Raw genomic sequence first — 25,524 nt, 5'->3', positions numbered from 1 at the left:
TTAAAGGTCGACAAAAAACAAAAAGTATGTTTTTATTTATTAGCGGAGGAGAAGTTGTATTCATCCTATTTTTAGTAGTGATGATTTTTGGTGCGGACAAAGTCCCTGAAATCGCAAGAGGATTAGGAAAGGGTATGCGTCAACTTAAAGATGCAACTAATGAGGTAAAGTCTGAGATACAGAAGAGCGCAGACAAAAATGGAGTCGACACTAGTTTTACAAAAGACATTCAAAAAGAAATAGGGCAAGTAAGAGACGATATTGAAGACTTTTCTGGTTCTGTAAAGCGTAAACTTTAATGCTAAAGAAACTCCTGGAATATGACCGGGATGTTCTCATTTTCTTAAACAATCTCGGTGTTGAAGATCATGATGGGTTTTGGAAAATCATAACAGAGCCCCTTACATGGATTCCCTTTTATATATTTATTATAATCTTAATTTCCCTTACTTACAAGAAAGCTCGATTATATAAAACACTATTTTTAAGCCTTGCTGTTGCTCTTACTACAAGCGGATTTACACATCTTGTAAAAACTACAATTGGAAGAATTCGCCCTACTGGAAATGATGAATTTTCTGAAGCGCTACGAATCATCATAGAACCTACATCTTATAGCTTTTTCTCTGGACATGCAGCCAATTCTTTTGCTGTTTGTACATTCTTTGTACTCATCCTAAGGCATAAATATAAATGGATTTACATTTGCTACTTGTGGCCTATTTTATTTTCAGCTAGTAGACTTTACCTAGGAGTTCATTACCCATCAGATATTTTAGTTGGTGCCTTGGTTGGTGTATTAATGGCTTTAATATTTAATAAAATTCATCAAAAATGGGTTTTAGAGAACCCTGCTTAAGGTAAGACCGTCTCTAATAGGCAGCAATACCGTTTCTACTCTTGGGTCTTCTTTTAGTCTTTTGTTGTATTCTAGTAGTGCCTCTGTACTTTTATCTCCCTTTTTGAGCTCCTCTACCACTTTTCCACTCCATAATACATTGTCTGATAAAATTATACCTCCAGGATTCATCTTATCTATAATAAGATCAAAATAATTTACATAATTTGGCTTATCTGCATCTATAAATACAAGGTCAAATTTAGTATCCAGCTCAGGAATAATTTCCAACGCATCTCCGACGTATTGCTTTATCTGATCACCAAAACCGCTTTTGTCAAAATATTTACGCTGTAAATCGTGTAACTCCTCATTGATATCTATCGTATATAGCGTACCATTTTTCGCCATTCCTTCCGCCAAACAAATAGCAGAATACCCTGTAAAAGTTCCTATCTCTAAAATTGCTTTAGGATATATCATTTTAGATAAAAGACTTAAGAAACGACCTTGGAAGTGACCACTTAACATTCTTGGCTGCAAGGTTGTTAAATTTGTTTCCCTATCCAATTCTTTTAAAACTGCAGGTTCGTTCTCAGAATGCTTGGTAACGTAATCTTCTATATCGTCTGATAAAAAATGCATAGCTAAATTTTATTGCAAAAATAATGGTTTTTACGAAAGCAAACTAACCAATAGAAGTGGTTTGGAATTCCTAAAAAGCTTTAATCATTAAATAATGAAGTCCTACTTTAGGGACTATAAAAGAATCTCCATAGATCTCGTACCCCATTTGCTTATAAAAGGGAACTGCAATTTCTCTTGCATTGAGCCAAATAAAACGCCCTCCACGCTCTTGCATGATTTCCTCTGCTTTATTTACCAATAAAACCCCTAATCCTTTTCGCTGCTGATCCTGTAAAACTGCCATCCCACGAAGTTGGTATTGATTATCAGCAGAAAAAATAGCATTCACTTTTTTAATTAAAGTGACTGTACCAACTGGTTTCCCATCAATAGTTACACCTACATGAAAAGTATCCTCATAATCATCATCAGGAAAAATAGCAGATTCAAAAGGTTTCCCTTCTCGTAAAACTGGATGGCGTACTGTATGCGCTTCCGCCGAACTAATTTCTCTTACTGTATACAAACTAATCTATTTAAACGAGTATGTCGTGATATTCCTTATTCTTTTCGATCTGTGCTTTTGCAAACGGACATAGTGGAATCACTTTTATGTTTCTACTTCTTACATATTCCACCAATGCAGCTAATAACTTATGCCCTACTCCCTGTCCTCTTAGTGTTTCACTCACATCAGTATGATCTATAATTATCTTATCTGTACCAGCCACAGAATATGTCATTTCTGCCAATGTTTTATTACCTTCTTCAATATAGAATCTACCTTTACTGGCCGATTCTTCTTGCTGAATATTAAATTCCATGATTTTTAATTTTAAAACTTATTAAAGGTAGTGCTATTCTTTAAAATGTAAAATACATAATCAGCAATATATAGCATTGGAAAGATTTTTTTCTTCTGAAAAATGATAAGCATCCATAAAACAGCACGTATTCATTCCAAATTCAGATAAAACCCATTAGACGTATAATTTTAATCTACAAGCAGTTGACTAATTTTATCTTTTAAATAATTAAAAACAATTGATATTCTTTAAAAAAAATCACGATTTTCTTTGGATAGAAAAGAGGAGTTTCTTTATATTTGCCCTCACGAATGCGAGAGTAGCTCAGTTGGTAGAGCGTCAGCCTTCCAAGCTGAATGTCGCGAGTTCGAACCTCGTCTCTCGCTCTAAAAGCCTAACTTAAAAGTTGGGCTTTTTTTATGGAAAATATGTACCTTTAAGGGATATGGAAAAGGAAGTAACAAGAATCAATAAGTATTTAAGCGAAGTAGGCTACTGCTCTCGTAGAGCTGCCGATAAACTTATCCAACAGCGACGTATTACCGTAAATGGATCCATACCAGAAATGGGAACTAAAGTTAGCGCTGATGATGAGATTCGTGTTGACGGTAAACTTATTGCAGAACCTAAAGAAGATTTTGTATATATCGCTTTCCATAAACCTATCGGCATTGTTTGCACTACCGACACCCGCGTTGAAAAAGATAATATCATTGATTATATAAACTACCCAAAGCGCATATTTCCTATCGGGAGGTTAGATAAACCTAGTGAAGGACTCATCTTCCTAACTAATGATGGAGATATTGTAAATAAAATTTTACGTGGTAGAAATAAACACGAAAAAGAATACATTGTTACTGTCGATAAAATAGTAACGGATGACTTCATTAAAAGAATGGGAAATGGAATCCCGATTCTAGATACGATTACTAGAAAATGTAAGGTCGAAAAAATAGACTCCAAAACCTTCAAAATCATCCTCACACAAGGATTAAACCGACAAATTCGTAGAATGTGTGAGTTTTTAGGCTATAATGTAACTGCTTTAAAGCGTACTCGCATTATGAATGTATCGTTGGATATTCCCGTTGGAGAATGGAGAGACCTTACTAAAGAAGAGCTTAGCGAAATAAATAGGCTCGTAGCTACTTCTTCAAAAACAAATCAGATTAATTAGAGTTTATAGCTAACTTTAAATAATACCATTCTAGGAAGAATAAACGTTCTTGAATCTGAGATTAAGAAGTCTGAAAAAGAGTTTGTTCGCTTGTACTGCACATCAAATAAGTTTGTAGCCTTAATCTCAAAACCCCACGCACTATCTTCTTTCTGATAATACAAAGAAGTATTTCCTATATCAAAAATGTTCTTTATGTCCTCTTCTTTATTTTGGTATTTAGCCCTAGAATAATCAAAAGTAAATTTAAAATCCTTTAAAAAATCATATTCTAATTCTCCAAAGAATTCATCGTTCGTAAACTCTGTATTAAAGCTAGGTGTTTTATAATTATTAAAATCTTTTGTGTATCCCACATTTAATTCTGGCCAGTGCTTATTAAAATATGTATTTATACTTGCTGTAAAAGAAGTCTGTTCAGAGTTATTTTGGGTAGTTATATCGTTTACTAGCTGATAAAAATCATTATAGCTATAACTTGCCCTTATTGTATATTTTAAACTATTTATTTTTTTACTAATTCTACCATTTGCTGTAAAATTATTCTCAGGATTCGTAAACATTACCAATGTAGAGTATTGTTCTATCCCGTCTAAAATAGTTTGACTCTTAAATGATTTCTCCTTTCTATTATACCCTAATCTCCCATTTATCATTAAATTTTTATATAAGCTAAACTTATAATAACTCAATGAGAAAGAGTGATAAAGGCTATTTTGTAAAAGTGCATTCCCTCTAAAAACAGAATTAAAACTGCTTAACCTATTTCTATCTGCTAACTCACTCGCCGATGGAAAACTTGCTTTTAGTCCATACTTAAAATTCACCTTTTCACTATTCCTTATTTCAGCTTTAAAAGTAAACTGAGGCAATAAAAGTCCTTTTGAATTATTTTCACTATCAACTTGATAGGTCTGCCAATTATAAAAATGATAATATAATGCAGGTTTAAATATATATATTCCACGTTGGAATTTATATTCCATTCCTATAAAAACATCTGAAAAATTAAAATCAATATCATTCCCAAAACTATTATCTACAAAACTATTTTCTTCTCCAGAACTTACTCTTTGATATTCATCTGAGAAAAAATTGCTACGTTCAAATTTCATACCTAAAGAGGTATATAAATGATTGAAATTATTTAATACCCAATAGTCTTTCACAGCAGCATCGAAATTAAACCGTTGACTGTTTTTATTTTGAATGATATTGTATAAAGAATCATTTTCTAACGGCAATATTCCTTGAAGAATTTCTTGATTTGTCAACCAATTAGTTGTTGGAGTGCTTTCATTATAATTAAAGTTAGATTGAAGTGTTCCCGTGTGATCTTTACTTAACTTTCGTGTATAACTAATATCTTGTGTAAAATCAATACTTTCAATAGCTGTCTTAGTTGCTATTTCGTTGTTTTGAAAAGGATTTACCGTAGTGATTGCTCCATCTGCATTACTCTTAGATAATTTTATAGTACTATTAAGTTTTAAATCTTCTTCATAAGAAGGCTCATAATCTAATGTTACTTTCCCTAACAAAAAAGAATTATCAATGCGGTTTTGATTATTTCTTTCCTCTAAAAACTCCTCTTCAGACGTATACTCATTAAAGGTCGTTGTTTGCGTCTCTGTTTTTGAATCCGATGCTATCACATATGCATTAACATCAGTTACATCGCTGAATGACTGCCTAATATTAAAACCTCCAAAGTTATTAGTATTACTTTTATAGTCCTGATTACTCAAATACTTAGCAAAATCGCTGTTATAAAGATCAAAAGAAGCCCCACTATCGCTCATTAGACTTGCATAGCCACCCTCAAAATCTATATAATCTTTAAAAGTGAAGCTTTTCTCCCCCGTATTATTAAAATCCCCTATTACGTTCACATTTGTTTTTGGACTGTAATAAAATAAATTAGGATGCACTACGTAGCGATCTTTTATACCTCCACCTACTTCTATATCCCCAAAAATAAAGTCTTTCTTATCTTCTTTTAGCTTTATATCCATTGCCATTTCATCGGAATCTTGCAAGCCTTTTAGCATCGGTATCTCGCTGTAATTATCGAGGACTTCCACTTTATCTACCGCATCTGCTGGTATATTGTTTACAGCCAACTTACTATCTCCAGTAAAAAACGTTTTACCTTCTACCAATACTTTAGTTACTTTTTTACCCTGCACAGTAACATTCCCCGCTTTATCAACCTCCACTCCTGGTAGTTTTTTCAGTACTTCTCTAAGCTTGCGTTCTTTGCCGTCTGTAAAACTCTCTACGGAATATAGAAGTGTATCTTTTTTTACTACTAGGGGTATCTTATAATTAAGTACTACCTCATCAAGCTCGTTTGCGCTTTCTTTTAATATAAAATCTTTTATAATGTTTTCTTCAGAAGTAGTTACAGAAAACTTAATAGGATGATACCCCAAATAACTAATTTGTAATTCATAAGAAGCATTTGCTTGTAATGTCAATTCATAAACTCCATTTTGGTTGCTTATAGCAAAAGTCATTTTTACATTTTCGCTTGACGGAATTGCCAAGATATTGGCATTGGGTAAAGCATTTAAACTATCTTTTATAAACCCACTTACTTTTATCTCTTGAGCTGAAAGCACGAAAGAAAACCCTAACAAAAATATTAGGGTTGTATGAAATTTTAAAATAGAATAATTCTTATTTTGCATTAATCTCTTCCGTAACTTTCTCTGAACCCTGCAACCTTATCTTCTGCCATTTTCAGAAATTCAGTCTCCGTAATCTTAATCCCCTGTGTAGGTGGTTCTATCTCCCCTTTCTTTAAACTCTTAATTTCTGCCAATTGAAAAGTTGTATTTTGAATAGATAACTCAATAATTAAGCCCGGAAGCCCTACAAAGCCTAAAGGCCCATGGTTCATTGCTATTTTTGGGGTATACCACGCTTCCACATCTCCTTCCTGTAAACCATTCGAGCCTATAAAGGTTCTTGTTGTTTTTGCCTTATATGCTTTGTAACCTCCAATTATTTTAGTTTCGTTTGTTAAAACCCATGGACTCTCTTCAATGTTATTACTTATAAGGAATTTTTCACCAAAAATCTCTCTATAACATAATTGAATATTATTGGAGGCATCAAAATACCATTGTTGGTCAGCATGGCACATAGCTATAGCGATTAAAGATATTCTTTCATTATTAGAGTCATTATCCAAACTTTTTTTCTTCTTAAAAGTAGATTGATTTTTATTAACTACCAATTCGAATTCATAGTTTGAAATTTCATTTTCAACCTCTAGCATCATTTCTTTTACTTGATTTATCTTAATTTTCCCAAAATCTATATTTGATGTAACACCATAAGTAATAACATGTGTTTGTTGGCCATATATTGAAAATGTAAAAATTAAGAGTACTACATTAATATAATTCTTTAACCTCATTCCTTCATTTAATTAAAATTAGGTGCTAATGAGATTACAAATCAAGAGCACCTAAGTTAAGATTTATTGCTGACTCCAACATGCATCGAATGCTGCTGCAAAAACTACATGATTTTGTGCTCCTCCTGAACATGCGGCTTCTGCCGCTTCTGCTACAGCCCAACAGTCTGTACTTTGCATTACAACAGATGCACTCAAACTACTACTAGAAAACAATACTACTGCCAAAATTCCAAATACTTTTTTCATAATTTCTAAATTTAAAAGGTTAATTAAATAATTATTAAACCATCTATAAAGTGCACTTTTATTAATGAATTACTCAAGCTTAAAAAAAAAAACGAATTAAGAAAATTTTAAGAATCAAATTTAGTATATTTTCGAAAAAAGGGCGTTTTTCCCCTAAAAACACAAAATAAACATACATTCTTATGGTATTTTAAAACTTCACCTCGCTCCCACTAGCTATTTCATAAGGCTCTTTGCCTTGCTCAAAGATTCTAGCTTGCAATGTCCCTCTCAAATAAATACGTTCATCTTTTACTTCCAACCAACTCCCTTCTCGGAGGCCAATTACAGGTTGCGTATTAATTGTATGAAATTCTTTAATTCTAGTTTCTCGAGTTTCCCCTTTATGAGTGCTCTTGGTATCAGGATCTAAATAATGCGGATTTATATTAAAAGGTACCGCTCCTAAAGTCTTAAAACTCGGAGGATAAATAATAGGCATATCGTTGGTAGTTTGCATCGTTAGCCCAGTTATATTAGCTCCTGCACTGGTTCCAAAATAATGCATCCCTTCAAAAATACGCGCTCTTAAAACTGCCATTACATCATTTTTATAAAGCTGAGTTACTAATAAGAATGTATTACCTCCCCCTGTAAATACTGCTTTTGCTTCCTTTAGAGCTTCAACTGGATTAGAAAAGGTATGAAGTCCTATAATTTTTTTACCTATTGTAGCAAATCCCTTCTGGGCTACCGCCGTATATTCATCATGAGAAATTCCCCCTGGGCGAGCATACGGAATAAAAATAATCTCATCTATATCTTTAAAGAATTCTGATAGGTCGCTTAAAATATATTCTAAATAACTGCTCCCATGCACGGTAGAAGTACTTGCTATAAGTAAATTTTTCATGTTTTTTGCTTGAAGATTTTTTGTAAATTTATGTAAGAACTTTTATAAACCTTTTTAATTATCTAAAAATATCTCTGTAACTGTTATTTTCGGACTAGAATTCACACTAATACATATAGCGTGATTTAACAAAAGATTACCACGACTTTCTTTTATATTTCATCGGGATATGATTTATTTACTTAACAAAACTAAACTAATGCAAAAACAATTACTATTACTTCTATTCGTTTTAAGTCCTATTTTTATCTTCTCTCAAGATGGAGCAACTACGTTATTAAGAGGAAAAGTACTTTATAGAAATACAAGTGTTGCGAATGAAAACGTAATTAATATATCTACTGAAAGAGCTACTATTACAAATGAGCAAGGGGAATTTGAAATAAGAGTAAAAAATGGAGATAAGCTTGCTTTTACAGCTATGAATTACCAAATGAAAACGGTAGAAATTACGGAAGAAATCCTAAAGAATAATCGTTTAGTAGTTGAAGTAAATGAGAAAATAACAGAATTAGATCAAGTAATTGTAACTCCAGAAGACAGACAGGCATACATAGAACTGAAGAATGAAGAATTTAAGCAAGTAGATTATTATACGGATAAATCTACTGAGGTAACAAATTATGCAATTCCTGTGAGCCAGAGAGGGATGAAAAATGGAATCAATTTTGTAAACATCTACAAAGCACTATTTAATTCTAACAAAGATAAAAACCAGGACCAGTCGAAAGTATTACTACCAAGCCAAGTATTAAGACAGGTGTATGATGACGAGTTTTTTGTGATGGATTTAAACATCCCACAAGATCAGATTGATGAATTTCTATTTTATGTAGACGACAAACTTCCGTCACAGACATTGATGAAAAGGAGTCATGAATTTGAACTCATCGATTTTTTAGTTGACCAAAGCAAAGATTTTAACACCCTTAAAGCCTCTGAAGAATAAACTATCCTTTATTTTCCTTTTTGCATGTAGCATTGCTTCCGGACAAATTTTTAAAACGAGTTTGAAAGGTAAAATCACGAATTCTAATTCGGAGGTCGAAGGTATTTATATCCTTAATAAAACAGCAAATATTTCAACGATTACCGATCATGAAGGAGTTTTTGAAATCGATGTGAGTGCTAAAGACACTCTAGTATTTTCAGCACTTCAATACAATATCAAAATAATTCCTGTTACGGAAGAAATACTAGAAAGTAATTTTTTAGAAGTACTACTTTCAGAAAAAATAAACGAACTATCTTCAGTAACCATTACTCCATATAGTTTGTCTGGAGATTTATCAAAAGACATCAATAACAACCCAATAGAAAACCCCATAAATTCTGTATCACTAGGCCTTCCAAACGCTACTGTAAAAAAGAAAACACATGCGCAAAGAATGCTATACACTGCGTCTAGCGGTCCACTAGATCTACTCCTAAATACTATAAATGGGAAGATTAAAAAAATAAAAAAACTTATAAAACTTCAGAAACTAGATGCCAAGACCGCAGATACAAAAGAGATTTTTGAGGTTGACTTTTATGTTAAAGATTTAGAAATTCCAGAAGACTATATTGATCGCTTTATGTACTTTTGTGCTGTTGACCCTATTTTTGAAGAAATTCAAGATAAAGACGCACTTACCATTTTGGAATATATGAAAGCCAAAAGTTATGACTTTAGACTTTTAAATGAATTAGAATAGAAATGAAAAAATATATAGTTCTCTTATTAATCCTTCCTTTACTTAGTTTTGGTATCTATCATAAGTTTTATCTAAGTGTAACAGATATAAACTACGCTGAAGAGGATCAAGCTATACAGATGATATCGCGCTATTTTATAGACGACTTAGAAAAGCTCTTTAAAGAACGCTACGGGATCGATGCGCAACTAAAAACTAAAGAAGAACTTAAAAATATAGATTCTTATATTGAAAAATACCTTCATGAAAAGTTTATTGTCTCTATAAATGGAGAAGAAGTTACTTGGAATTTTATTGGAAAAGAATACGATGTAGATGTTATGAAATGTTATCTTGAAATTCCGAAAATAAAATCTAAAAAAATAAAATCTATCAGTGTAGAAAGTAAAGTTTTATTTGATGTTTATCCAGAACAACAAAATGTAGTACACATTAATATCAATGACCATAAGAAAAGTTTTATGCTGATAAAACAGAATGATAAAGCTATGTTAAAACTGTAAGTTTAGCCCTATAAAAAGTTCAAATTATTTAATTTTCAATCCTAATTTATTTCTAAACAAACTATGCACAAATTCAAGTACCTATTAGCAGGCTTTTGCTTCTTGTCTTTTAGTATTGTTTTCGCTCAAGAAAACGGTAATAAAGAACGAGAACAAGGCCACACAAACACAAACAAATTCCGACAAATGTATGAGGAGTTTGCAACTCCAAATATGTACCGTACTGGTTCTGGAGCTCCAGGTCCTGCTTACTACCAACAGCAAGCAGACTATAAAATGGATATCGAATTAAACGACGATACTCAGAAGCTTACCGGAGAAGAAACTATTACTTACACAAATAACTCTCCAGATAAATTAGAGTTTTTATGGGTTCAGTTAGATCAAAACGTAAGAGCTAAAGATTCTAAATCTCCACTTAGAGATGGTGGCGGTGTTCCTCCAGCAGAAGAAACTGCTAGTTTCGCTAGTAAATACTACAAAGCTCCTTTTGATGGTGGTTTTAACATCCAACATGTAAAAGACACAAAAGGTAAAAACTTACCATACACAATCAATCAAACGATGATGCGTGTAGATTTAGACAAGCCACTTGCGCCAGGAGAAAAATTCTCTTTCGAAATTAAGTGGTGGTATAATGTAAACAACCACCTTGTAGATAGAGCAAGAAGTGGATATGAAGAATTTCCTGATGGAAATAAAAACTACGTAATCGCTCAGTTTTTTCCACGTATGGCTGTTTATAACGACGTAGAAGGATGGCAAAACCATCAGTTCTGGGGAAGTGGAGAATTTGCACTTCCGTTCGGAAACTACGAAGTTAATATTACGGTACCTTCAGATCATATCTTAGATGGTACTGGAGTACTTCAAAATCCTAAAGATGTACTTTCTGATGCGATGTATGATCGTTATGAAGATGCTAAAAAATCATACTCAAAACCTGTTTTTATCGTTACTGAAAGCGAAGCTAGACAAAACGAAAAAGGACATTCTACTGATAAAAAAACTTGGAAATTAAAAGCAGAAAACGTTCGTGATTTTGCTTTTACTACTTCAAGAAAATATATTTGGGAGCAGCAAGCTGTTAAAATGAATAATGGAAAAACAGTAATGGCTGTTTCTATTTATTCTAAGGAAGGGAATCCACTTTGGGAAGAATATTCTACAAAAGCAGTTGTTCAAACATTGAAAACATATTCACACCACACATTCGATTATCCTTATCCTAAGGCTATTTCTGTTCATGCAAAAAATCAAGGAATGGAATATCCTATGATTTGCTGGAATTATGGTCGTCCTGATGAAGACGGAAACTATAGCGACCGTGTGAAGTACGGAATGATAAGTGTTATTATTCATGAAGTAGGACACAACTATTTCCCAATGATTGTAAACTCAGATGAGCGTCAGTGGGGATGGATGGACGAAGGTATCAATACTTTCTGCCAGTATTTAGCAGAGCAAGAGTTTGCAAAAAACTATCCAGAAGCTGTTGGTCCAGATGGAAAATATCCTTCTAGAAGAGGAGAGCCATCTAAAATTGTAGATTATATGAAAGGAGATCAAGATTTTATCGCTCCAATCATGTCCAATCCAGAGAACGTTTACCAATTGGGAGCTAATGCATACGGAAAACCTGCTACTGCTCTAAATATACTTAGAGAAACAGTAATGGGACCTGAGTTATTCGATTATGCATTCCAGACATACGCACAACGTTGGATGTTTAAGCATCCTACTCCAGAAGATTTCTTTAGAACTATGGAAGATGCTTCTGCAGTAGATTTAGATTGGTATTGGAGAGGATGGTTCTACAGCACAGACTTTGTAGATATCGGTGTTCAAGATGTTAAGAAATACTATGTTTCTTCAACTCCAAACGCTCGTATCAGAGAGATTTTAGAGCAAAGAGGAATGTCAGAATCTGAACTTCCAGATTTAGTTTACCTTGTTGCTGAAGATAGTGATGACTACAAAAATGAAGTTGCTAAAAAATCTGAACAAGAAAACTTCAAGTCTGTTAATGAGTATTTAATGGATAATTTCACTCCACAGGAAAGAAATAACATGGAAGCTCCTAAGTACTTCTACGAAGTTACTTTTAACAAACCAGGAGGAATTCCAATGCCACTTATCGTAGAATATACTTACGAAGATGGTACTACAAAAAACATTACATATCCTGTAGAAGTTTGGAGAAAGAACGACAAAGAGGTTAAAAAAGTGATCGCTACAGACAAAGCAATTACAAGCATTGTGGTAGATCCAAAAGCAGAAACTGCAGATATCGATACGGAGAATAACTCATGGCCTAAAAAACAAGGAGATTCTGATTTCGATAAATTCAAAAAGAAAGTACAGAACTAATACTTTCTATAACTAATTTTAAAGGACTATTTCAATTTGAGATAGTCCTTTTTTTATACCCTTTTGCTATATATTTTCAGCTTTTATAAGGAGCCCTAACATACATAATACAGCAGAAGCTGTTGCCTGCCTTCACCACTACACGGTAGTTGGCTCTGTCAGGGCTATAAGCAATCGCTTGCGAGTCTATCTAGCTTTTTTAATTGTTACCGCCATACTCATTCAAAACAAAAAATAATACTTATTTTTGCACCTTGGTATGAGATTAACAATTCAGAAAATAATTCTCAGTTTAAAAAAACGCACTATGATTCAGATAAAATCACTCGAGGAAATTGAATTAATGAGAGAAAGCGCCCTTATTGTTTCTAAAACATTAGGAATGTTGGCTACAGAGATAAAACCGGGTGTAACTACGAAACATTTAGATAAAATTGCAGAGCAATATATAAGAGATCAAGGAGCAGAACCTGGGTTTTTAGGTTTATATGGTTGTCCATCTACCCTACTTACAAGTACAAACGAAGCGGTAGTTCACGGACTTCCAACCGATGTTCCATTAAAAGAAGGAGATATAGTTTCTGTTGATTGCGGAGCTTTAAAAAGTGGTTTCTATGGAGACCACGCCTATACCTTCGAAATAGGAGAAGTAGCACCAGAAACCAAAAAACTTTTAGATATCACTAAAGAATCTCTTTACGTTGGAATCCGAGAGTTTAAAATAGGTAATCGCGTTGGCGATGTAGGTTTTGCTATTCAGAATTTCTGTGAAAAAGAAGGCTACGGTGTTGTTAGAGAACTTGTAGGCCATGGCTTAGGTAAAAAGATGCACGAAGATCCAGAAATGCCAAACTATGGTAAAAGAGGTCGCGGTAAGAAATTTGTAGAAGGAATGGTAGTTGCTATCGAGCCAATGATAAATTTAGGAACACACCGCATTAAGCAATTAAAAGACGGTTGGACAATAGTTACTGCAGATGGTAAACCAAGCGCTCACTTTGAGCACGATGTAGCATTAATAAACGGGAAACCTGAAATTCTTTCTACTTTTAAATATGTCTATGATGCTTTAGGAATTACAAGCAACGAAGAAGACGAATTTAAAAATGTAGTAACCGAATAGATTCTCTTTTGAAAAAGCTCTTCAAATTCGTTTTAAACACGGTTCCCAGACCTTTACTAATTAGACTAAGCTATTGGGTACGCCCACTTATTGTAGCTATTTATAAAGGCAATACATATACAGATCCAATAGACGGCAAAAGCTTTAAATCGTTTTTGCCGTATGGATATGGCCAACAAAGAAATAATGTGCTAGCCCCAGGAACATTGTCTTTAGAAAGACATCGCTTGCTATGGCTTTATTTAAAAACAGAAACCGATTTCTTTTCTAAGCCTTTAAAACTTTTACACTTTGCCCCCGAACAAGCGTTTTACAAACGTTTTAAAAAGCTAAAAAACTTAACGTATACAACTACAGACATAGAATCTCCTTTAGCAGATGTTAAAGCAGATATTTGTGATCTTCCCTTTGAAGACAACTCTTACGATGTTATTCTTTGCAACCATGTTTTAGAACACATTAAAGACGATAAAAAAGCGATGGAAGAGCTTTTTAGAGTCCTAAAACCTGGAGGTTGGGGTATTTTTCAAATTCCTCAAGACATCCAAAGAGAAAAAACCTTTGAAGACGATAGTATTGTAGATAGAAAAAAACGTGCTGAAATTTTTGGGCAATACGATCATGTGCGTGTATATGGCCTAGATTATTTTGATCGACTTAGAAATGTAGGTTTCGATGTCCATGAAGTTCATTATGCCAAAACAGAATTGACCCCAGAACAGGTAGAAAAGTATGCCCTTAATCCAAATGAGATTATTCCCGTTTGCTTTAAGCCTATCAAATAATTTAAAGAAGTTGCTTCTTTACTCGATAAGTAGCTCTTGGAATCCTTTTGTTTTATACTCTACAAGATCTCCATCTCTATCTGCACTAATCATATAGGCTTCGATTTCTGGAGTCTCTTTTAAAAGTTCCTTTGCTTTATCTAAAGGCATTACCATTAATGCTGTAGCATAAGCATCTGCTACCATACATGTTTTTGCAACTACAGAGACACTTAACACATTACTTTTTTGAGGATATCCTGTAAGCGGATTTATAATGTGCACATAATGCTCTCCTGTTTCTTTATCCACTCTAAATTTTCTGTAATTCCCGCTTGTAGCCATCGCCTTATCTTTTAATTGCACTTTGGCAATTAAAACACGCTGTTCATTATCTTGAACTGGACTATCTATAGCTACAACCCAATTTTTTATTTTGTTCGTTTTCTTACTGTTTCCTCTAGTTAGAATCTCCCCTCCTAGTTCAATTAAATAGTTATCTACACCATTTTCATCAAACATTCTCCCTATTAAGTCGATAGTATACCCTTTGGCTAGTGCATTAAAATCTAAGTAGATATCTTTATTTTTCTTAACCACTGTATGCCCTTCAGACATAAAAACTTTATTAAAACCCGTTAATTGCAACAGACTATCAACCTCATGAGCTTCCATATGATCTATTGCCATCTCAGGACCAAAACCCCAAGCATTTGCTAAAGCACCGATTGTAGGATCAAAAAAACCACCTGTTTTTCTCCATACTTCTTTTGCCTTCATAAAAACTTCTACAAAATACTTATCTACCACAACAGTGGTATCTCCTCTATTGATTGCAGAAATATCTGAGGTTGGTAAATAGGTAGACATTGATTTATTTACCGTATCAAAAACGGCCTCTATCTGAGGTTTAAGACTTACACTATCGTTTTCAATCTCATATTTTATAGTATATGTAGTCCCTAAAGCATAGCCTTGTTCTGTTTTAAAATTAGGCTCACTCTCTGTCTGCGAACACCCTATAAAAAATAAACTTAATATAAATATTAACGAAAAGCCCCAGTTAGATTTCAATGATCCCATTATAATTAGTTATATATTTTTCTCCTTTTTTAATTGGCGCCTCATAATCTTTTGCATTTGCAATTCCCACTCCAGCAAAAAAAGTACGCGCCTTAAATTTTAACGCATGCGCACGCATGGTTTCCATATAAGTAACGTTGTATTTTTCAGGATTATCAGGATAAAGAATAGCTTTTACAACTATAAAATGAAGCTTCTTATTTTTTAAACATACAAATTGAGGATCCTTTTTAAGCTGGCTATTTACAGAGATAAACTCAAACCCTTGCTTCTCTATATCTTTACCAACAACATTCATAGCTAAATTATGAAGTTCTTGTTCTGTAAATTCCTCTAACATAATAATATCTTTTCAGTATACTGATTTATTGCGCTATTACTATTGCCTTTTGCACATATAAAATATGTCGCAAAAATACATAAATCTTTCTGATATACTCCCAATTCTATTTGCTCCGTAGCAAACTTTTTTAATAATCCTTTTCACACAAGAAACATTCGCATTTTTTATTTGGCACAATACTTGATTTTCCTCAATAAACTGAAAATCTTTATTTTATGAAACCATTATACATTCTTCTATTCTCACTAGCCACTACTTTAATGAGTGCGCAGACAAAAACTATAAGCGGAAAAGTAACCGATGCAAATGATGGCACAGGGCTGCCGGGGGTGAATATTCTGATAAAAAACACTAAAACAACTGCTCATACAGACTTTGATGGTAATTACACTTTAAAAGCTGAAACTGGAGATATTTTGGTATTCTCCTATATTGGGATGCTTACAAAAGAGGTGAAAGTAAAATCTAATGATAAAATTATAAATGTAAAACTCGAAGCTGATCAAGTAGAACTAGAAGAAATTGTAACTATAAATGATCAAATTAGAACTACCCCTCCACCTCCAAGAGCTTCTGAAGCAATCGTAGTCGTTCAAGACCAAAAATTGATGAAACAAAGCTTAATTGGCTATGAAACGCAACCTGTAAACACTGAAAGTTATGCTGAAATAAATGAAAATGGATTTCTTCAAGTAAACTATAAACCACTTTCTACATTTTCTATTGATGTAGACAAAGCTTCGTATAGCAATATGAGAAGAATGATAAATAACGGAGAGGAAATCCCTACAGACGCTATAAAAACTGAAGAGCTTATTAATTATTTTAATTACGATTATAAGCAACCTAGCGGGAAAGATCCTTTTTCTATTGAAACAACTTTAAATAAAACTCCATGGAATGAAAAACATGAGCTAATCAAAATAGGAATCAAAGGAAAAGAAGTCCCGTTAGAGAATATTCCAGCTTCTAATTTAGTTTTTCTAATAGATGTCTCTGGATCTATGAATGCTAGCAATAAACTTCCATTATTAAAATCAGCATACAAACTATTGGTTAATCAATTAAGACCAGAAGACATGGTTTCCATTGTTGTATATGCAAGCGCATCTGGTTTGGTATTACCTCCTACATCGGGTAAGGATAAAAATAAAATTTTGGAAGCTTTAGACAAATTGGAAGCTGGAGGTTCTACAGCTGGCGGCGAAGGTTTATCACTAGCTTATAAAACTGCGGAAGAGAATTTTATTAAAAATGGGAACAATAGAATTATTCTAGCAACAGATGGAGATTTTAATGTAGGCCCGTCGAGCGATAAGGAAATGGAAGATTTAATAGAAGAGAAACGTGAAGGTGGCGTATTCTTAACTTGTTTAGGATTTGGAATGGGAAATTATAAAGATTCTAAAATGGAAACATTAGCAGACAAAGGAAATGGAAATTATGCATATATCGACACCATGCAAGAAGCGCAACGCGTATTGGGAACAGAATTTGGCGGTACACTGTATACAATTGCTAAGGATGTAAAAATACAAGTGGAATTTAATCCTAATAAAGTAAAAGCATATCGTTTGATAGGTTATGAAAATAGACTGCTAAACGATGAAGATTTTAAAGACGATACAAAAGATGCTGGAGAACTTGGGAGCGGACATACAGTAACGGCTTTATATGAACTTATTCCTGCTGGAGTAGATAGTAAATACTTAAAAGGTATAGATAGCCTTAAATACACTAAAACAAGCCCTACAAATAAATATAATGACGAATTGTTAACCGTACGCTTTAGATATAAAAAACCTGATGGCGATACTAGCAAAGAAATTATAGAAACCGTAAAGGATGAACATACAAAGACTAATAGCGATTACAATTTTGCAGCAGCTGTTGCAATGTGGGGAATGTATTTAAGAGATTCTGACTACCTTAACGGAGTTACAAAAGATGAAATTATTAATATAGCTGAACAAAACAAAGGAAAAGACAACCAAGGATACCGTTCTGAATTTATTCGTCTTATGAAGAGTTATAATTACAATCCAAAACAGGAAACCAAATAAAAATAGCATTAGCTACTAGCCCCGATTGAACGTGCTACCCCACCAGACTTTTTTTAGTCTGGTGTGTAGTAGGAAAAGCGGGCAACAGCAACTGCTAATACAAAACAAACATCATGCTCCCATAAAATAAAGAGAGAGTAACTACTACAGGTGATTATTAAAAACAAAATCGGCTACTATTTCTAGTAGCCGATTTTAATAATTTATATACTTTGTTTATCCTCCAAAGTCATCGAAACGTACATTCTCTGGTGGAACACCAAAATCGTCGCACATTTTTTCAACGGCTTTGTTCATTAAAGGAGGTCCACAGAAATAGAATTCTATATCTTCTGGAGCTTCATGATGATCTAAATAGTTGTTTATTACCACTTGGTGAACAAACCCTACAAATCCATCTCCTTCATCGTCTATATTTTCTTTTACTTTCCAGTTATCTTCCTCTAAAGGTTCTGATAAAGCGATGTAAAATTTAAAGTTAGGGAAATCTCTCTCTAAAGCTCTAAAGTGCTCAGTATAGAAAAGCTCTCTTTTAGAACGACCACCATACCAGTAAGTCACTTTTCTACCCGTTTTTAATGTTTTGAATAAGTGATACAAGTGAGAACGCATTGGCGCCATACCTGCTCCACCACCTACATAAAGCATTTCTGATTCACTTGGATTGATGAAGAACTCTCCATAAGGTCCTGAAATTGTAACCTTATCTCCTGCCTTCTTAGAGAAGATAAAAGATGAAGCAACCCCTGGGTTTACATCCATCCATCCATTTTTATTACGATCCCATGGTGGAGTCGCAATACGAACGTTCAACATGATATCTCTTCCTTCTGCAGGGTAAGAAGCCATTGAGTAAGCTCTCTCTACAGTTTCACTATTTTTCATTTTTAATGGCCATAAGTTAAACTTATCCCACTCCAATTGAAATTTCTTAGGATCGTCATGCTCCTCTGGATGCGCAGTAATATCGAAATCTTTAAAGTCTACTTCTACTGGTGGTATTTCAATTTGAATATACCCTCCTGCTTGGTAGTCCATTTCTTCTGGAAGACGTACTACAAACTCTTTAATAAAAGAGGCAACGTTCCAGTTACGAACAACTTCTGCTTCCCATTTCTTGATACCGAATACCTCTTCAGGAACTTCGATTACCATGTCTTGTTTTACTTTAACTTGACATCCAAGACGCCATCCTTCTGCTATCTCTTTACGTGTAAAGTGTGGAGCTTCTGTAGGAAGGATTTCTCCTCCTCCTTCTTCTACAACACATTTACATTGGATACAAGTACCACCACCTCCACATGCAGATGGTAAGAATATTTTATTGTCTCCTAATGTTGATAATAACGTTCCTCCTGAAGAAACCTCAACATCTTTTTCTCCGTTAATTTTTAAGGTAACAGGACCAGAAGGTACCAGCTTGGCCTTGGCAAGTAATAATATAATAACCAATAAAAAAATTAGTGTTAAGAATACTATTAAACTTGCTATGATTACTGAATAATCCATATGCTTTTACTAATAAGATTTATAATTTAATTCCCATAAAACTCATGAAACCAAGTGCCATAAGTCCTGTTATGATAAAAGTAATTCCTAATCCTCTTAATGGAGCTGGAACATTTGAGTATGTTATTTTCTCTCTAATTGCAGCAATTGCAAGAATTGCCAAGAACCAACCCACTCCAGAACCTAATCCATAAACAGCAGCTTCGGATACTCCTCCGAAATCTTTCTGTTGCATAAATAAAGAACCTCCAAGGATTGCACAGTTTACCGCAATAAGTGGTAAGAAAATACCTAGGGCTCCATAAAGTGCTGGTGCAAATTTCTCTACAATCATCTCTACTAACTGTACCATGGATGCGATTACCGCAATAAACATGATAAAACTTAAGAAACTCAAGTCGATATTTGCATATTCTGGACTTAACCAAGTTAAAGCTCCAGGTTTTAATAAATAGTTATCTAACAAGAAGTTTATTGGTACTGTGATTGCTAAAACGAAAATTACAGCAGCTCCTAAACCTACTGCAGTTTTTACTGTTTTAGAAACCGCTAGATAAGAACACATCCCCAAGAAATAGGCGAAAATCATGTTCTCAATAAAAATACTTCTTACAAAAAGGTTTACGTATTCCATTTTATTATTTTTTGATAAGCGTGCTACTTAATTTTTTTCGATTAGTTCTCTATTTCTAGAACGTTGGATCCAGATGATCACCCCTACTACTAATAGAGCCGCTGGAGATAACAACATCAATCCGTTGTTTTCATACCCCATAGCATATAATCCTGTAGATTCTGCTACTGTAGCTCCTTTATGTCCTAGAACTTCAAATCCTAATAATTTTCCTGACCCTAATAGCTCACGGAAAAAAGCAACGATAATAAGAATTAAACCGTAACCTGCTGCATTCCCTATTCCATCTAAGAATGATCTCCATGGTTTGTTTGCTAAAGCGAAAGCTTCTAAACGTCCCATTACAATACAGTTGGTTATAATAAGTCCTACGAATACCGAAAGTTCTTTACTCACATCGTAAGCATATGCTTTAAGCACCTCGTTTACCAAAATTACCAAAGCCGCAACAATTACCAACTGAACGATAATACGAATACGATTTGGAATTAGATTTCTAATTAAAGAAACGATAACGTTACTACAAGCCATTACCACCATAACGGCAATTGCCATTACAATAGATGGTTTTAATTGAACCGTAATTGCTAGTGCAGAACAAATTCCCAATACCTGAACAGTAATCGGGTTATTATCATTTAAAGGATCCGATAATAATTTTCTGTTTTTCTTAGAGAAAAGTGGCTCTTTTTCTTCAGCTACAAAAAGCACCACAGGTGATTTCTCTTTTTTGTTTTTAGTATCAGCCATCATAATTATTTTAAAGCTACTTTAGAATTCTCTTTTTTAAGATAAGAAAGGTAATACTTTAACCTTTTTTGGATCATTTGCGTAACACCATCTCCAGTAATTGTTGCTCCGGAAATAGCATCTACAGCATTATCATCCTTGTCATTACCTCCAGAATATCCTTTCTGTACAGTGATTCCAACGAAGTTACCAGACTCATCATAAATCTTTTCTTCCTCAAATCTCTTTTGAAACCAAGCTTGTGTAATTTCTGCACCAAGTCCAGGAGTTTCCCCTTTATGATCAAAAACTGCTCCTTTTACTGTATTGATGTCTGATTCTAAAGATACATATCCCCAAATAGCGTCCCATAGTCCGGCACCTCTAAGTGGAATAACATAATATTTCTCTCCTTCAACATCTGCAACATACAACGGAAAACGCTGTTTGTCTTCGTCTTTTTTAACCTCTTTGGCTAAGTCAATTTTAAATGCTTCCACATCTGTTTTAACTTCACCTTTGTTATCTAATGCAATCTCTTCTTTAATATACTTATGGTATGTTTCTTCTGCCTCTTCTTTAGAAGCTTCGATACCAATAGTAGCAAGAATGTTTTGCATTTTTTCGATTTTTATATTCTTAGCTTGAATAGGCTGTAAAGATGTTGCAGCAAAGGCCAAAGCCGAAGCAACAATAACAACCATAATTCCTGCGAATATAAAAGTATATGCGTTACTATCTCTATTCATAATTAAGCTGATTTAACCGTAGCGGTAGATAAACGTTTCTTTCTTCTAGTGATGCTTGATTGAATAACATAATGATCTATTGTTGGAGCAAATACATTCATCAGTAAAATTGCCAACATTACTCCTTCTGGATATGCTGGATTAAATACACGAATCATGATACTAAAGATTCCAATCAATATTCCATAAATCCACTTTCCTTTTAGTGTTTGAGCTGCCGATACTGGATCTGTAGCCATAAACACAAGTCCGAAAGCGAAACCTCCAACTAGCATTTGTTGATACCAAGGAAAAGCCATCAAATCGTTAGCACTCCAAAGGTTGAATAAGAACCCCATAAATGCAGCTCCAATTGCTCCTCCTACCATAATTCTCCAACTTCCAATTCCTGTAAGGATCAATATTGCAGCCCCCACTAATATCCATAGTGTTGATGTTTCTGAAATAGACCCTGGAATTGCTCCAGAGAACATAGACCATGAGTTATATGCTACTTCTTTCCCAGCAGCTAACGTTCCTAATATTGTTTCTCCAGAAATAGCATCTACATTAGTTGCTTCCGAAACCCATACTTTGTTACCCGACATAAATGTAGGATATGCAAAGAATGCGAATGCTCTTGCTGTTAATGCTGGATTTAAAATATTCATTCCAGTACCTCCAAAAGCTTCCTTTCCAATTAATACTGCAAAAGCTACAGAAACAGCTACCATCCAAAGTGGAATATCTACAGGCATAATCATTGGGATTAACAACCCAGTAACCAAATACCCTTCATTCACTTCGTGTCCTCTGTAAATAGCAAAAACGAATTCTATTCCTAGTCCTACTATATAAGATACAGCTACCATTGGTAATACTTTCCATGCTCCATGAGCAAAAGCATCCCAAAAAGTAAATGCTTCTCCTAACTGAGAGAAGTGTTGGTAACCTGCATTATATATTCCGTAAATTAAAGCTGGTATTAGCGCTAAAACTACGGTGATCATTGTTCTTTTTAAATCTACTGCATCACGAATATGCGCCCCTTGTTTGGTTGTATGATTTGGCACAAACAAAAAGGTATCGAATGCATTAAAAGCAGGTGCCATTTTCTCCCACTTCTCACCTTTGTTAAAAGGCTTTTTTAGTTGATCTAACTTTTTTCTTAAAGCGTTCATATCTTAGTTTTTATTAACCAACTTCTTTTATCATTACATCCAAAGCTTCTCTAATAATAGCTTGTGCTTCAAGTTTGGAAGTACTTACATAATCTACTAATGCAAAATCTTCAGGAGCTACTTCGTAAATCCCTAAGTTTTCCATTTTTTCAATATTAAGTACCATACACTCTTTAAGAAGTTGCATAGGATATACATCCATTGGTAATACTTTTTCCATTTCTCCAGTAACAACTAAAGCTCTCTCTTCTCCATTTAAGTTGGTATTAACCGTATATTTCTTATTTGGAAATAACCAAGAAAGTGATGTTTTAGACATACTAGGAATATTATTATCTTTAAATGGCAACCATCCAAACATTCTATAATTATCCCCTTCTGGAATTAAAGTAATTGTATTGCTATAATACCCAACAAAAGCATCATTAGCTATCTTATCTCCTGTAAGGACATCTCCGCTAATAATTCTAACATTTGCAGGTAATTGACCAACTACATCTTTAACATTAGATCCTATTTTAAGCCTGTAATATTGAGCTTTAGGCGCTTCTGTTCCAGCTACGGCAACTACACGAGTTGCATCGAATTTTCCGGTTTTAAACAACGAACCAATAATAGCTACATCTTCAGGATTAATTACCCAAACACGTTCTCCAGCATTTATTGGATCTATGTGATGTATTTGAACCCCAACATTCCCCGCAGGATGTGGACCAGATACTTTATGCATCTGCACACCTTTTACCTCATTAAAAAATGAAGCCGATCTTTTATCAATCGAGAGATGTGTTTTCCCTGTAGTTAGTTTTGAAATTGCATTCAATCCAATTTGGAATTCCTCTTTGCGTTTTCCTAATGCAAACTCAACATCAGCTGCCAATGGCGCTGTTGCTAAACCTGAAATAAAAATCGCCTTAGGGGCATCATCTGGATTTGCTACAATATCGTAAGGTCTTTGCTTAATAAAAGGCCAACACCCGCTATCTAGGATGTGTTGTTTAACTTCTTCTCCAGACATACTTTCGATGTCTTTTGAACCAAAATCCTTGTACGTATCCGCTGCATCAGCTTCTACAACAACCTCTAAAATTCTTCGCTTTGCGCCTCGCTTTACTTCTTTTAAAGTACCACTTACAGGTGAAACAAATTTCACTTGCTCATTGTACTTAGAATAAAAAATAATATCTCCAGCTTTTACAGACTCTCCCACTTTAACAACCATCTTTGGTGTTACACCATGGAAGTCAGTTGGCTTAATAGCGAAGTTTTTAGATCTTGGCGCATCAGAAATTAATTTTTCCGCCTCACCTTTCAGCTTAATATCTAAGCCTTTTCTAATCTTAATGTCGTTTGACATGCTATCTATCTAATGAAATTAGTTAACTCAAAAATTCGTGCAAATTTAATAATTAAAACATAGTTCGCATAATAAAAACCTATATTTTTAAGGAGCATCTTACTACATTGTAGCCTTGGTAGGTATTTTATGTATATTTATCCTCAAATTTTTTTACTAATGAAATTCAACTATAACCTTTTCGTTATACTTTTTTTTATAGGAAACATCTCTTTTTCTCAAGTACAAATCGAGATGCCGCCTCCTGAAAATATCAAGTCTATTGTGCTTAAATCTAGCGCAGAAGGAGACCAGTTTCCTATCGTAAAAGTTGGAGAAACTATCACTCTTACTTTTGATGATTTATACGCTGACGAAAAAGATTATTATTATGAAATTGAACATTGTAATTACGACTGGACACCTTCTAAACTCCTAAAATCACAATTTCTAGTTGGGGTTGATGATCAACGAATTATAACATACGATAATTCTTTAGCCACCATTCAGCCATACACCAATTACCAACTCACACTCCCTAACCAACAGACGAAGCTTCGTGTTACCGGAAACTATATTTTAAAAATAAAAGATAATGCTGGAAACCTGATTTTCTCTCGCCGATTTATTGTTTACAAAGACGCTGTTAATGTTGGTGTTATAGCAAAACGGTCGAGAAACATGAAAAATATTGACAAATTACAGCGCCTTGAGTTCCTTATTAATTCTCCAGATTTCGAAATTATTAATCCGCAACAAGAGGTTAAAGTAGCCATCTTACAGAACAGCAATTTCAATTATGTAATCACTGGAATTAAACCTCAATTTATGTCGCAAAACCAGCTTATTTACAAATACGATATCGAAACTTCTTTTGAAGGCGGCAACGAGTATTATTGGTTTGACACTAAAGAAATAAGAGTTGCCAACAACAGCATTGCAAGAGTAAACCTCACTAACAGATATAATCATTATTTATACACAAACGAACCTCGAAAAGAACTTGCTTACACCTATAATCCAGATATTAACGGAGACTTTTATATCCGCACAATAGATGGCGACAATCAAGATGTAAACCGAGAAGCAGATTACTCTTTTATACGCTTTAGCCTAGCCTACGACAACACCATAGGATTGGATAAAATATACGTTTACGGGAAATTTAATAATTACGAATTATCAGACGAAAACCTACTAAAGTTAGACCCAAAAACAAACACGCTAAAAACTGCAATCCTTCTTAAGCAAGGGTTTTACAACTATAAATATGTGAAAGTTTCAGAAAATGGCATTGCAGACTTAAACTTTATTAGCGGCAGTCATTGGGAGACGGAAAATAACTATACAGTCATTGTATACTATAGAGATTTTGGAGACATTTATGATAGCGTTATTGGTGTTGGAAGCGCTTCTTCTGTCAACATATCTAATTAGTTTTT

General features: G+C 34.0%; 26 protein-coding genes and 1 tRNA gene. 12 read left to right on the top strand and 15 right to left on the bottom strand.

Features of this window, described 5'->3' with window-relative positions:
• Nucleotides 1–26: 26 nt before the first annotated feature.
• Nucleotides 27–299, top strand: a complete 273-nt coding sequence (locus JM658_RS13465) for a Sec-independent protein translocase subunit TatA/TatB (protein WP_236959799.1) — start codon at nucleotides 27–29, stop codon at nucleotides 297–299.
• Entirely contained in the window at nucleotides 299–859 is a 561-nt protein-coding gene (locus JM658_RS13460; protein ID WP_236959798.1) for a phosphatase PAP2 family protein, read from the top strand. The genes JM658_RS13465 and JM658_RS13460 overlap by 1 nt, the downstream gene beginning before the upstream one ends.
• On the opposite strand, the gene JM658_RS13455 is transcribed toward JM658_RS13460, so the two are convergent.
• The 3 genes from JM658_RS13455 to JM658_RS13445 all read right to left on the bottom strand — a co-directional run bounded on the left by JM658_RS13455 (nucleotide 842) and on the right by JM658_RS13445 (nucleotide 2,289).
• Complete coding sequence (locus tag JM658_RS13455; RefSeq protein ID WP_236959797.1) at nucleotides 842–1,483, bottom strand: O-methyltransferase; 642 nt, start codon at nucleotides 1,481–1,483, stop codon at nucleotides 842–844. The two genes, JM658_RS13460 and JM658_RS13455, sit on opposite strands and share 18 nt — an antisense overlap.
• A gap of 70 nt (nucleotides 1,484–1,553) precedes the next feature.
• On the bottom strand, nucleotides 1,554–1,991 hold the full coding sequence (locus JM658_RS13450) for a GNAT family N-acetyltransferase (RefSeq protein WP_236959796.1): 438 nt from the start codon (nucleotides 1,989–1,991) through the stop codon (nucleotides 1,554–1,556).
• Between the two features lie 10 nt (nucleotides 1,992–2,001).
• The gene (locus JM658_RS13445; protein ID WP_236959795.1) at nucleotides 2,002–2,289 is read right to left on the bottom strand and encodes a GNAT family N-acetyltransferase; all 288 of its coding nucleotides are present in this window, start codon (nucleotides 2,287–2,289) and stop codon (nucleotides 2,002–2,004) included.
• A gap of 295 nt (nucleotides 2,290–2,584) precedes the next feature.
• Here JM658_RS13445 and JM658_RS13440 point away from each other — a divergent pair.
• Both JM658_RS13440 and rluF read left to right on the top strand, forming a co-directional pair.
• Nucleotides 2,585–2,657, top strand: a tRNA-Gly gene (locus JM658_RS13440).
• 59 nt (nucleotides 2,658–2,716) lie between these two features.
• Nucleotides 2,717–3,451 carry a 23S rRNA pseudouridine(2604) synthase RluF gene (rluF, locus tag JM658_RS13435; RefSeq protein ID WP_236959794.1) on the top strand — a complete coding sequence of 245 codons (735 nt, stop codon included), beginning with the start codon at nucleotides 2,717–2,719 and terminating at the stop codon, nucleotides 3,449–3,451.
• Here rluF and JM658_RS13430 read toward each other — a convergent pair.
• The 4 genes from JM658_RS13430 to pepE form a co-directional block, all read right to left on the bottom strand.
• On the bottom strand, nucleotides 3,448–6,093 hold the full coding sequence (locus JM658_RS13430; protein WP_236959793.1) for a carboxypeptidase-like regulatory domain-containing protein: 2,646 nt from the start codon (nucleotides 6,091–6,093) through the stop codon (nucleotides 3,448–3,450). The genes rluF and JM658_RS13430 overlap by 4 nt on opposite strands.
• 50 nt (nucleotides 6,094–6,143) lie before the next feature.
• On the bottom strand, nucleotides 6,144–6,878 hold the full coding sequence (locus JM658_RS13425) for a GLPGLI family protein (RefSeq protein ID WP_236959792.1): 735 nt from the start codon (nucleotides 6,876–6,878) through the stop codon (nucleotides 6,144–6,146).
• Between the two features lie 63 nt (nucleotides 6,879–6,941).
• Complete coding sequence (locus JM658_RS13420) at nucleotides 6,942–7,127, bottom strand: hypothetical protein (RefSeq protein WP_236959791.1); 186 nt, start codon at nucleotides 7,125–7,127, stop codon at nucleotides 6,942–6,944.
• Nucleotides 7,128–7,317: 190 nt separating this feature from the next.
• Nucleotides 7,318–8,019, bottom strand: a complete 702-nt coding sequence (gene pepE, locus JM658_RS13415) for a dipeptidase PepE (RefSeq protein ID WP_236959790.1) — start codon at nucleotides 8,017–8,019, stop codon at nucleotides 7,318–7,320.
• Nucleotides 8,020–8,218: 199 nt separating this feature from the next.
• Between pepE and JM658_RS13410 the strand changes: the two genes are divergently transcribed.
• The 6 genes from JM658_RS13410 (at nucleotide 8,219) to JM658_RS13385 (ending at nucleotide 14,497) form a co-directional block, all read left to right on the top strand.
• A complete protein-coding gene (locus JM658_RS13410) occupies nucleotides 8,219–8,968 on the top strand; it encodes a carboxypeptidase-like regulatory domain-containing protein (protein WP_236959789.1) in 750 nt (249 codons plus the stop codon).
• Between the two features lie 61 nt (nucleotides 8,969–9,029).
• Nucleotides 9,030–9,716 (top strand): carboxypeptidase-like regulatory domain-containing protein, encoded by a 687-nt coding sequence (locus JM658_RS13405; RefSeq protein ID WP_236959788.1) that lies wholly within the window; start codon nucleotides 9,030–9,032, stop codon nucleotides 9,714–9,716.
• Nucleotides 9,717–9,718: 2 nt separating this feature from the next.
• The gene (locus JM658_RS13400) at nucleotides 9,719–10,219 is read left to right on the top strand and encodes a DUF6702 family protein (protein WP_236959787.1); all 501 of its coding nucleotides are present in this window, start codon (nucleotides 9,719–9,721) and stop codon (nucleotides 10,217–10,219) included.
• A gap of 63 nt (nucleotides 10,220–10,282) precedes the next feature.
• A complete protein-coding gene (locus tag JM658_RS13395) occupies nucleotides 10,283–12,589 on the top strand; it encodes a M1 family metallopeptidase (protein ID WP_236959786.1) in 2,307 nt (768 codons plus the stop codon).
• Between the two features lie 307 nt (nucleotides 12,590–12,896).
• Nucleotides 12,897–13,712, top strand: a complete 816-nt coding sequence (gene map / locus JM658_RS13390; protein ID WP_236959785.1) for a type I methionyl aminopeptidase — start codon at nucleotides 12,897–12,899, stop codon at nucleotides 13,710–13,712.
• Between the two features lie 8 nt (nucleotides 13,713–13,720).
• Nucleotides 13,721–14,497 carry a class I SAM-dependent methyltransferase gene (locus JM658_RS13385; RefSeq protein WP_236959784.1) on the top strand — a complete coding sequence of 259 codons (777 nt, stop codon included), beginning with the start codon at nucleotides 13,721–13,723 and terminating at the stop codon, nucleotides 14,495–14,497.
• Nucleotides 14,498–14,515: 18 nt separating this feature from the next.
• Here the strand turns inward: JM658_RS13385 and JM658_RS13380 are convergent, their stop codons facing one another.
• On the bottom strand, nucleotides 14,516–15,559 hold the full coding sequence (locus JM658_RS13380; RefSeq protein WP_236959783.1) for an FAD:protein FMN transferase: 1,044 nt from the start codon (nucleotides 15,557–15,559) through the stop codon (nucleotides 14,516–14,518).
• On the bottom strand, nucleotides 15,540–15,899 hold the full coding sequence (locus tag JM658_RS13375) for a Na(+)-translocating NADH-quinone reductase subunit F (RefSeq protein ID WP_236959782.1): 360 nt from the start codon (nucleotides 15,897–15,899) through the stop codon (nucleotides 15,540–15,542). The genes JM658_RS13380 and JM658_RS13375 overlap by 20 nt, the downstream gene beginning before the upstream one ends.
• A gap of 218 nt (nucleotides 15,900–16,117) precedes the next feature.
• Here JM658_RS13375 and JM658_RS13370 point away from each other — a divergent pair, with 218 nt between their 5' ends.
• A complete protein-coding gene (locus tag JM658_RS13370; RefSeq protein ID WP_236959781.1) occupies nucleotides 16,118–17,965 on the top strand; it encodes a vWA domain-containing protein in 1,848 nt (615 codons plus the stop codon).
• Between the two features lie 216 nt (nucleotides 17,966–18,181).
• On the opposite strand, the gene nqrF is transcribed toward JM658_RS13370, so the two are convergent.
• The 6 genes from nqrF to JM658_RS13340 are packed head-to-tail and all read right to left on the bottom strand — an operon-like array spanning nucleotide 18,182 to nucleotide 24,103.
• A complete protein-coding gene (nqrF, locus tag JM658_RS13365; RefSeq protein WP_236959780.1) occupies nucleotides 18,182–19,474 on the bottom strand; it encodes an NADH:ubiquinone reductase (Na(+)-transporting) subunit F in 1,293 nt (430 codons plus the stop codon).
• A 19-nt stretch (nucleotides 19,475–19,493) separates the two neighbouring features.
• Nucleotides 19,494–20,108, bottom strand: a complete 615-nt coding sequence (nqrE, locus tag JM658_RS13360; protein ID WP_178951583.1) for an NADH:ubiquinone reductase (Na(+)-transporting) subunit E — start codon at nucleotides 20,106–20,108, stop codon at nucleotides 19,494–19,496.
• A gap of 27 nt (nucleotides 20,109–20,135) precedes the next feature.
• A complete protein-coding gene (locus JM658_RS13355; protein ID WP_236959779.1) occupies nucleotides 20,136–20,858 on the bottom strand; it encodes an NADH:ubiquinone reductase (Na(+)-transporting) subunit D in 723 nt (240 codons plus the stop codon).
• Between the two features lie 5 nt (nucleotides 20,859–20,863).
• Complete coding sequence (gene nqrC, locus JM658_RS13350) at nucleotides 20,864–21,586, bottom strand: NADH:ubiquinone reductase (Na(+)-transporting) subunit C (RefSeq protein ID WP_236959778.1); 723 nt, start codon at nucleotides 21,584–21,586, stop codon at nucleotides 20,864–20,866.
• A gap of 2 nt (nucleotides 21,587–21,588) precedes the next feature.
• Nucleotides 21,589–22,746, bottom strand: coding sequence for an NADH:ubiquinone reductase (Na(+)-transporting) subunit B (locus JM658_RS13345; protein ID WP_236959777.1), 1,158 nt, complete (start codon nucleotides 22,744–22,746; stop codon nucleotides 21,589–21,591).
• A gap of 13 nt (nucleotides 22,747–22,759) precedes the next feature.
• Nucleotides 22,760–24,103: a Na(+)-translocating NADH-quinone reductase subunit A gene (locus JM658_RS13340; RefSeq protein WP_236959776.1), complete on the bottom strand. Its 1,344-nt coding sequence runs from the start codon at nucleotides 24,101–24,103 to the stop codon at nucleotides 22,760–22,762.
• A gap of 159 nt (nucleotides 24,104–24,262) precedes the next feature.
• On the opposite strand from JM658_RS13340, the gene JM658_RS13335 reads away from it, so the two are divergent.
• Nucleotides 24,263–25,519: a type IX secretion system plug protein gene (locus JM658_RS13335; protein ID WP_236959775.1), complete on the top strand. Its 1,257-nt coding sequence runs from the start codon at nucleotides 24,263–24,265 to the stop codon at nucleotides 25,517–25,519.
• Nucleotides 25,520–25,524 lie beyond the last annotated feature (5 nt).

Origin of the sequence: Joostella atrarenae, from assembly GCF_021764745.1 — a bacterium.
Lineage (GTDB): Bacteria > Bacteroidota > Bacteroidia > Flavobacteriales > Flavobacteriaceae > Galbibacter > Galbibacter atrarenae.
Note: the sequence above shows the minus strand (reverse complement) of the source record. Positions and strands in the feature narration are given on the sequence as shown.

Coding starts and splice junctions, on each gene's coding strand:
- JM658_RS13465 (WP_236959799.1), top strand. CDS start 27: ATGTTTTTATTTATTAGCGGAGGAGAAGTTGTATTCATCCTATTTTTA.
- JM658_RS13460 (WP_236959798.1), top strand. CDS start 299: ATGCTAAAGAAACTCCTGGAATATGACCGGGATGTTCTCATTTTCTTA.
- JM658_RS13455 (WP_236959797.1), bottom strand. CDS start 1,483: ATGCATTTTTTATCAGACGATATAGAAGATTACGTTACCAAGCATTCT.
- JM658_RS13445 (WP_236959795.1), bottom strand. CDS start 2,289: ATGGAATTTAATATTCAGCAAGAAGAATCGGCCAGTAAAGGTAGATTC.
- rluF (WP_236959794.1), top strand. CDS start 2,717: ATGGAAAAGGAAGTAACAAGAATCAATAAGTATTTAAGCGAAGTAGGC.
- JM658_RS13425 (WP_236959792.1), bottom strand. CDS start 6,878: ATGAGGTTAAAGAATTATATTAATGTAGTACTCTTAATTTTTACATTT.
- JM658_RS13420 (WP_236959791.1), bottom strand. CDS start 7,127: ATGAAAAAAGTATTTGGAATTTTGGCAGTAGTATTGTTTTCTAGTAGT.
- pepE (WP_236959790.1), bottom strand. CDS start 8,019: ATGAAAAATTTACTTATAGCAAGTACTTCTACCGTGCATGGGAGCAGT.
- JM658_RS13410 (WP_236959789.1), top strand. CDS start 8,219: ATGCAAAAACAATTACTATTACTTCTATTCGTTTTAAGTCCTATTTTT.
- JM658_RS13400 (WP_236959787.1), top strand. CDS start 9,719: ATGAAAAAATATATAGTTCTCTTATTAATCCTTCCTTTACTTAGTTTT.
- JM658_RS13395 (WP_236959786.1), top strand. CDS start 10,283: ATGCACAAATTCAAGTACCTATTAGCAGGCTTTTGCTTCTTGTCTTTT.
- map (WP_236959785.1), top strand. CDS start 12,897: ATGATTCAGATAAAATCACTCGAGGAAATTGAATTAATGAGAGAAAGC.
- JM658_RS13380 (WP_236959783.1), bottom strand. CDS start 15,559: ATGGGATCATTGAAATCTAACTGGGGCTTTTCGTTAATATTTATATTA.
- JM658_RS13375 (WP_236959782.1), bottom strand. CDS start 15,899: ATGTTAGAGGAATTTACAGAACAAGAACTTCATAATTTAGCTATGAAT.
- JM658_RS13370 (WP_236959781.1), top strand. CDS start 16,118: ATGAAACCATTATACATTCTTCTATTCTCACTAGCCACTACTTTAATG.
- nqrF (WP_236959780.1), bottom strand. CDS start 19,474: ATGGATTATTCAGTAATCATAGCAAGTTTAATAGTATTCTTAACACTA.
- nqrE (WP_178951583.1), bottom strand. CDS start 20,108: ATGGAATACGTAAACCTTTTTGTAAGAAGTATTTTTATTGAGAACATG.
- JM658_RS13355 (WP_236959779.1), bottom strand. CDS start 20,858: ATGGCTGATACTAAAAACAAAAAAGAGAAATCACCTGTGGTGCTTTTT.
- nqrC (WP_236959778.1), bottom strand. CDS start 21,586: ATGAATAGAGATAGTAACGCATATACTTTTATATTCGCAGGAATTATG.
- JM658_RS13345 (WP_236959777.1), bottom strand. CDS start 22,746: ATGAACGCTTTAAGAAAAAAGTTAGATCAACTAAAAAAGCCTTTTAAC.
- JM658_RS13340 (WP_236959776.1), bottom strand. CDS start 24,103: ATGTCAAACGACATTAAGATTAGAAAAGGCTTAGATATTAAGCTGAAA.
- JM658_RS13335 (WP_236959775.1), top strand. CDS start 24,263: ATGAAATTCAACTATAACCTTTTCGTTATACTTTTTTTTATAGGAAAC.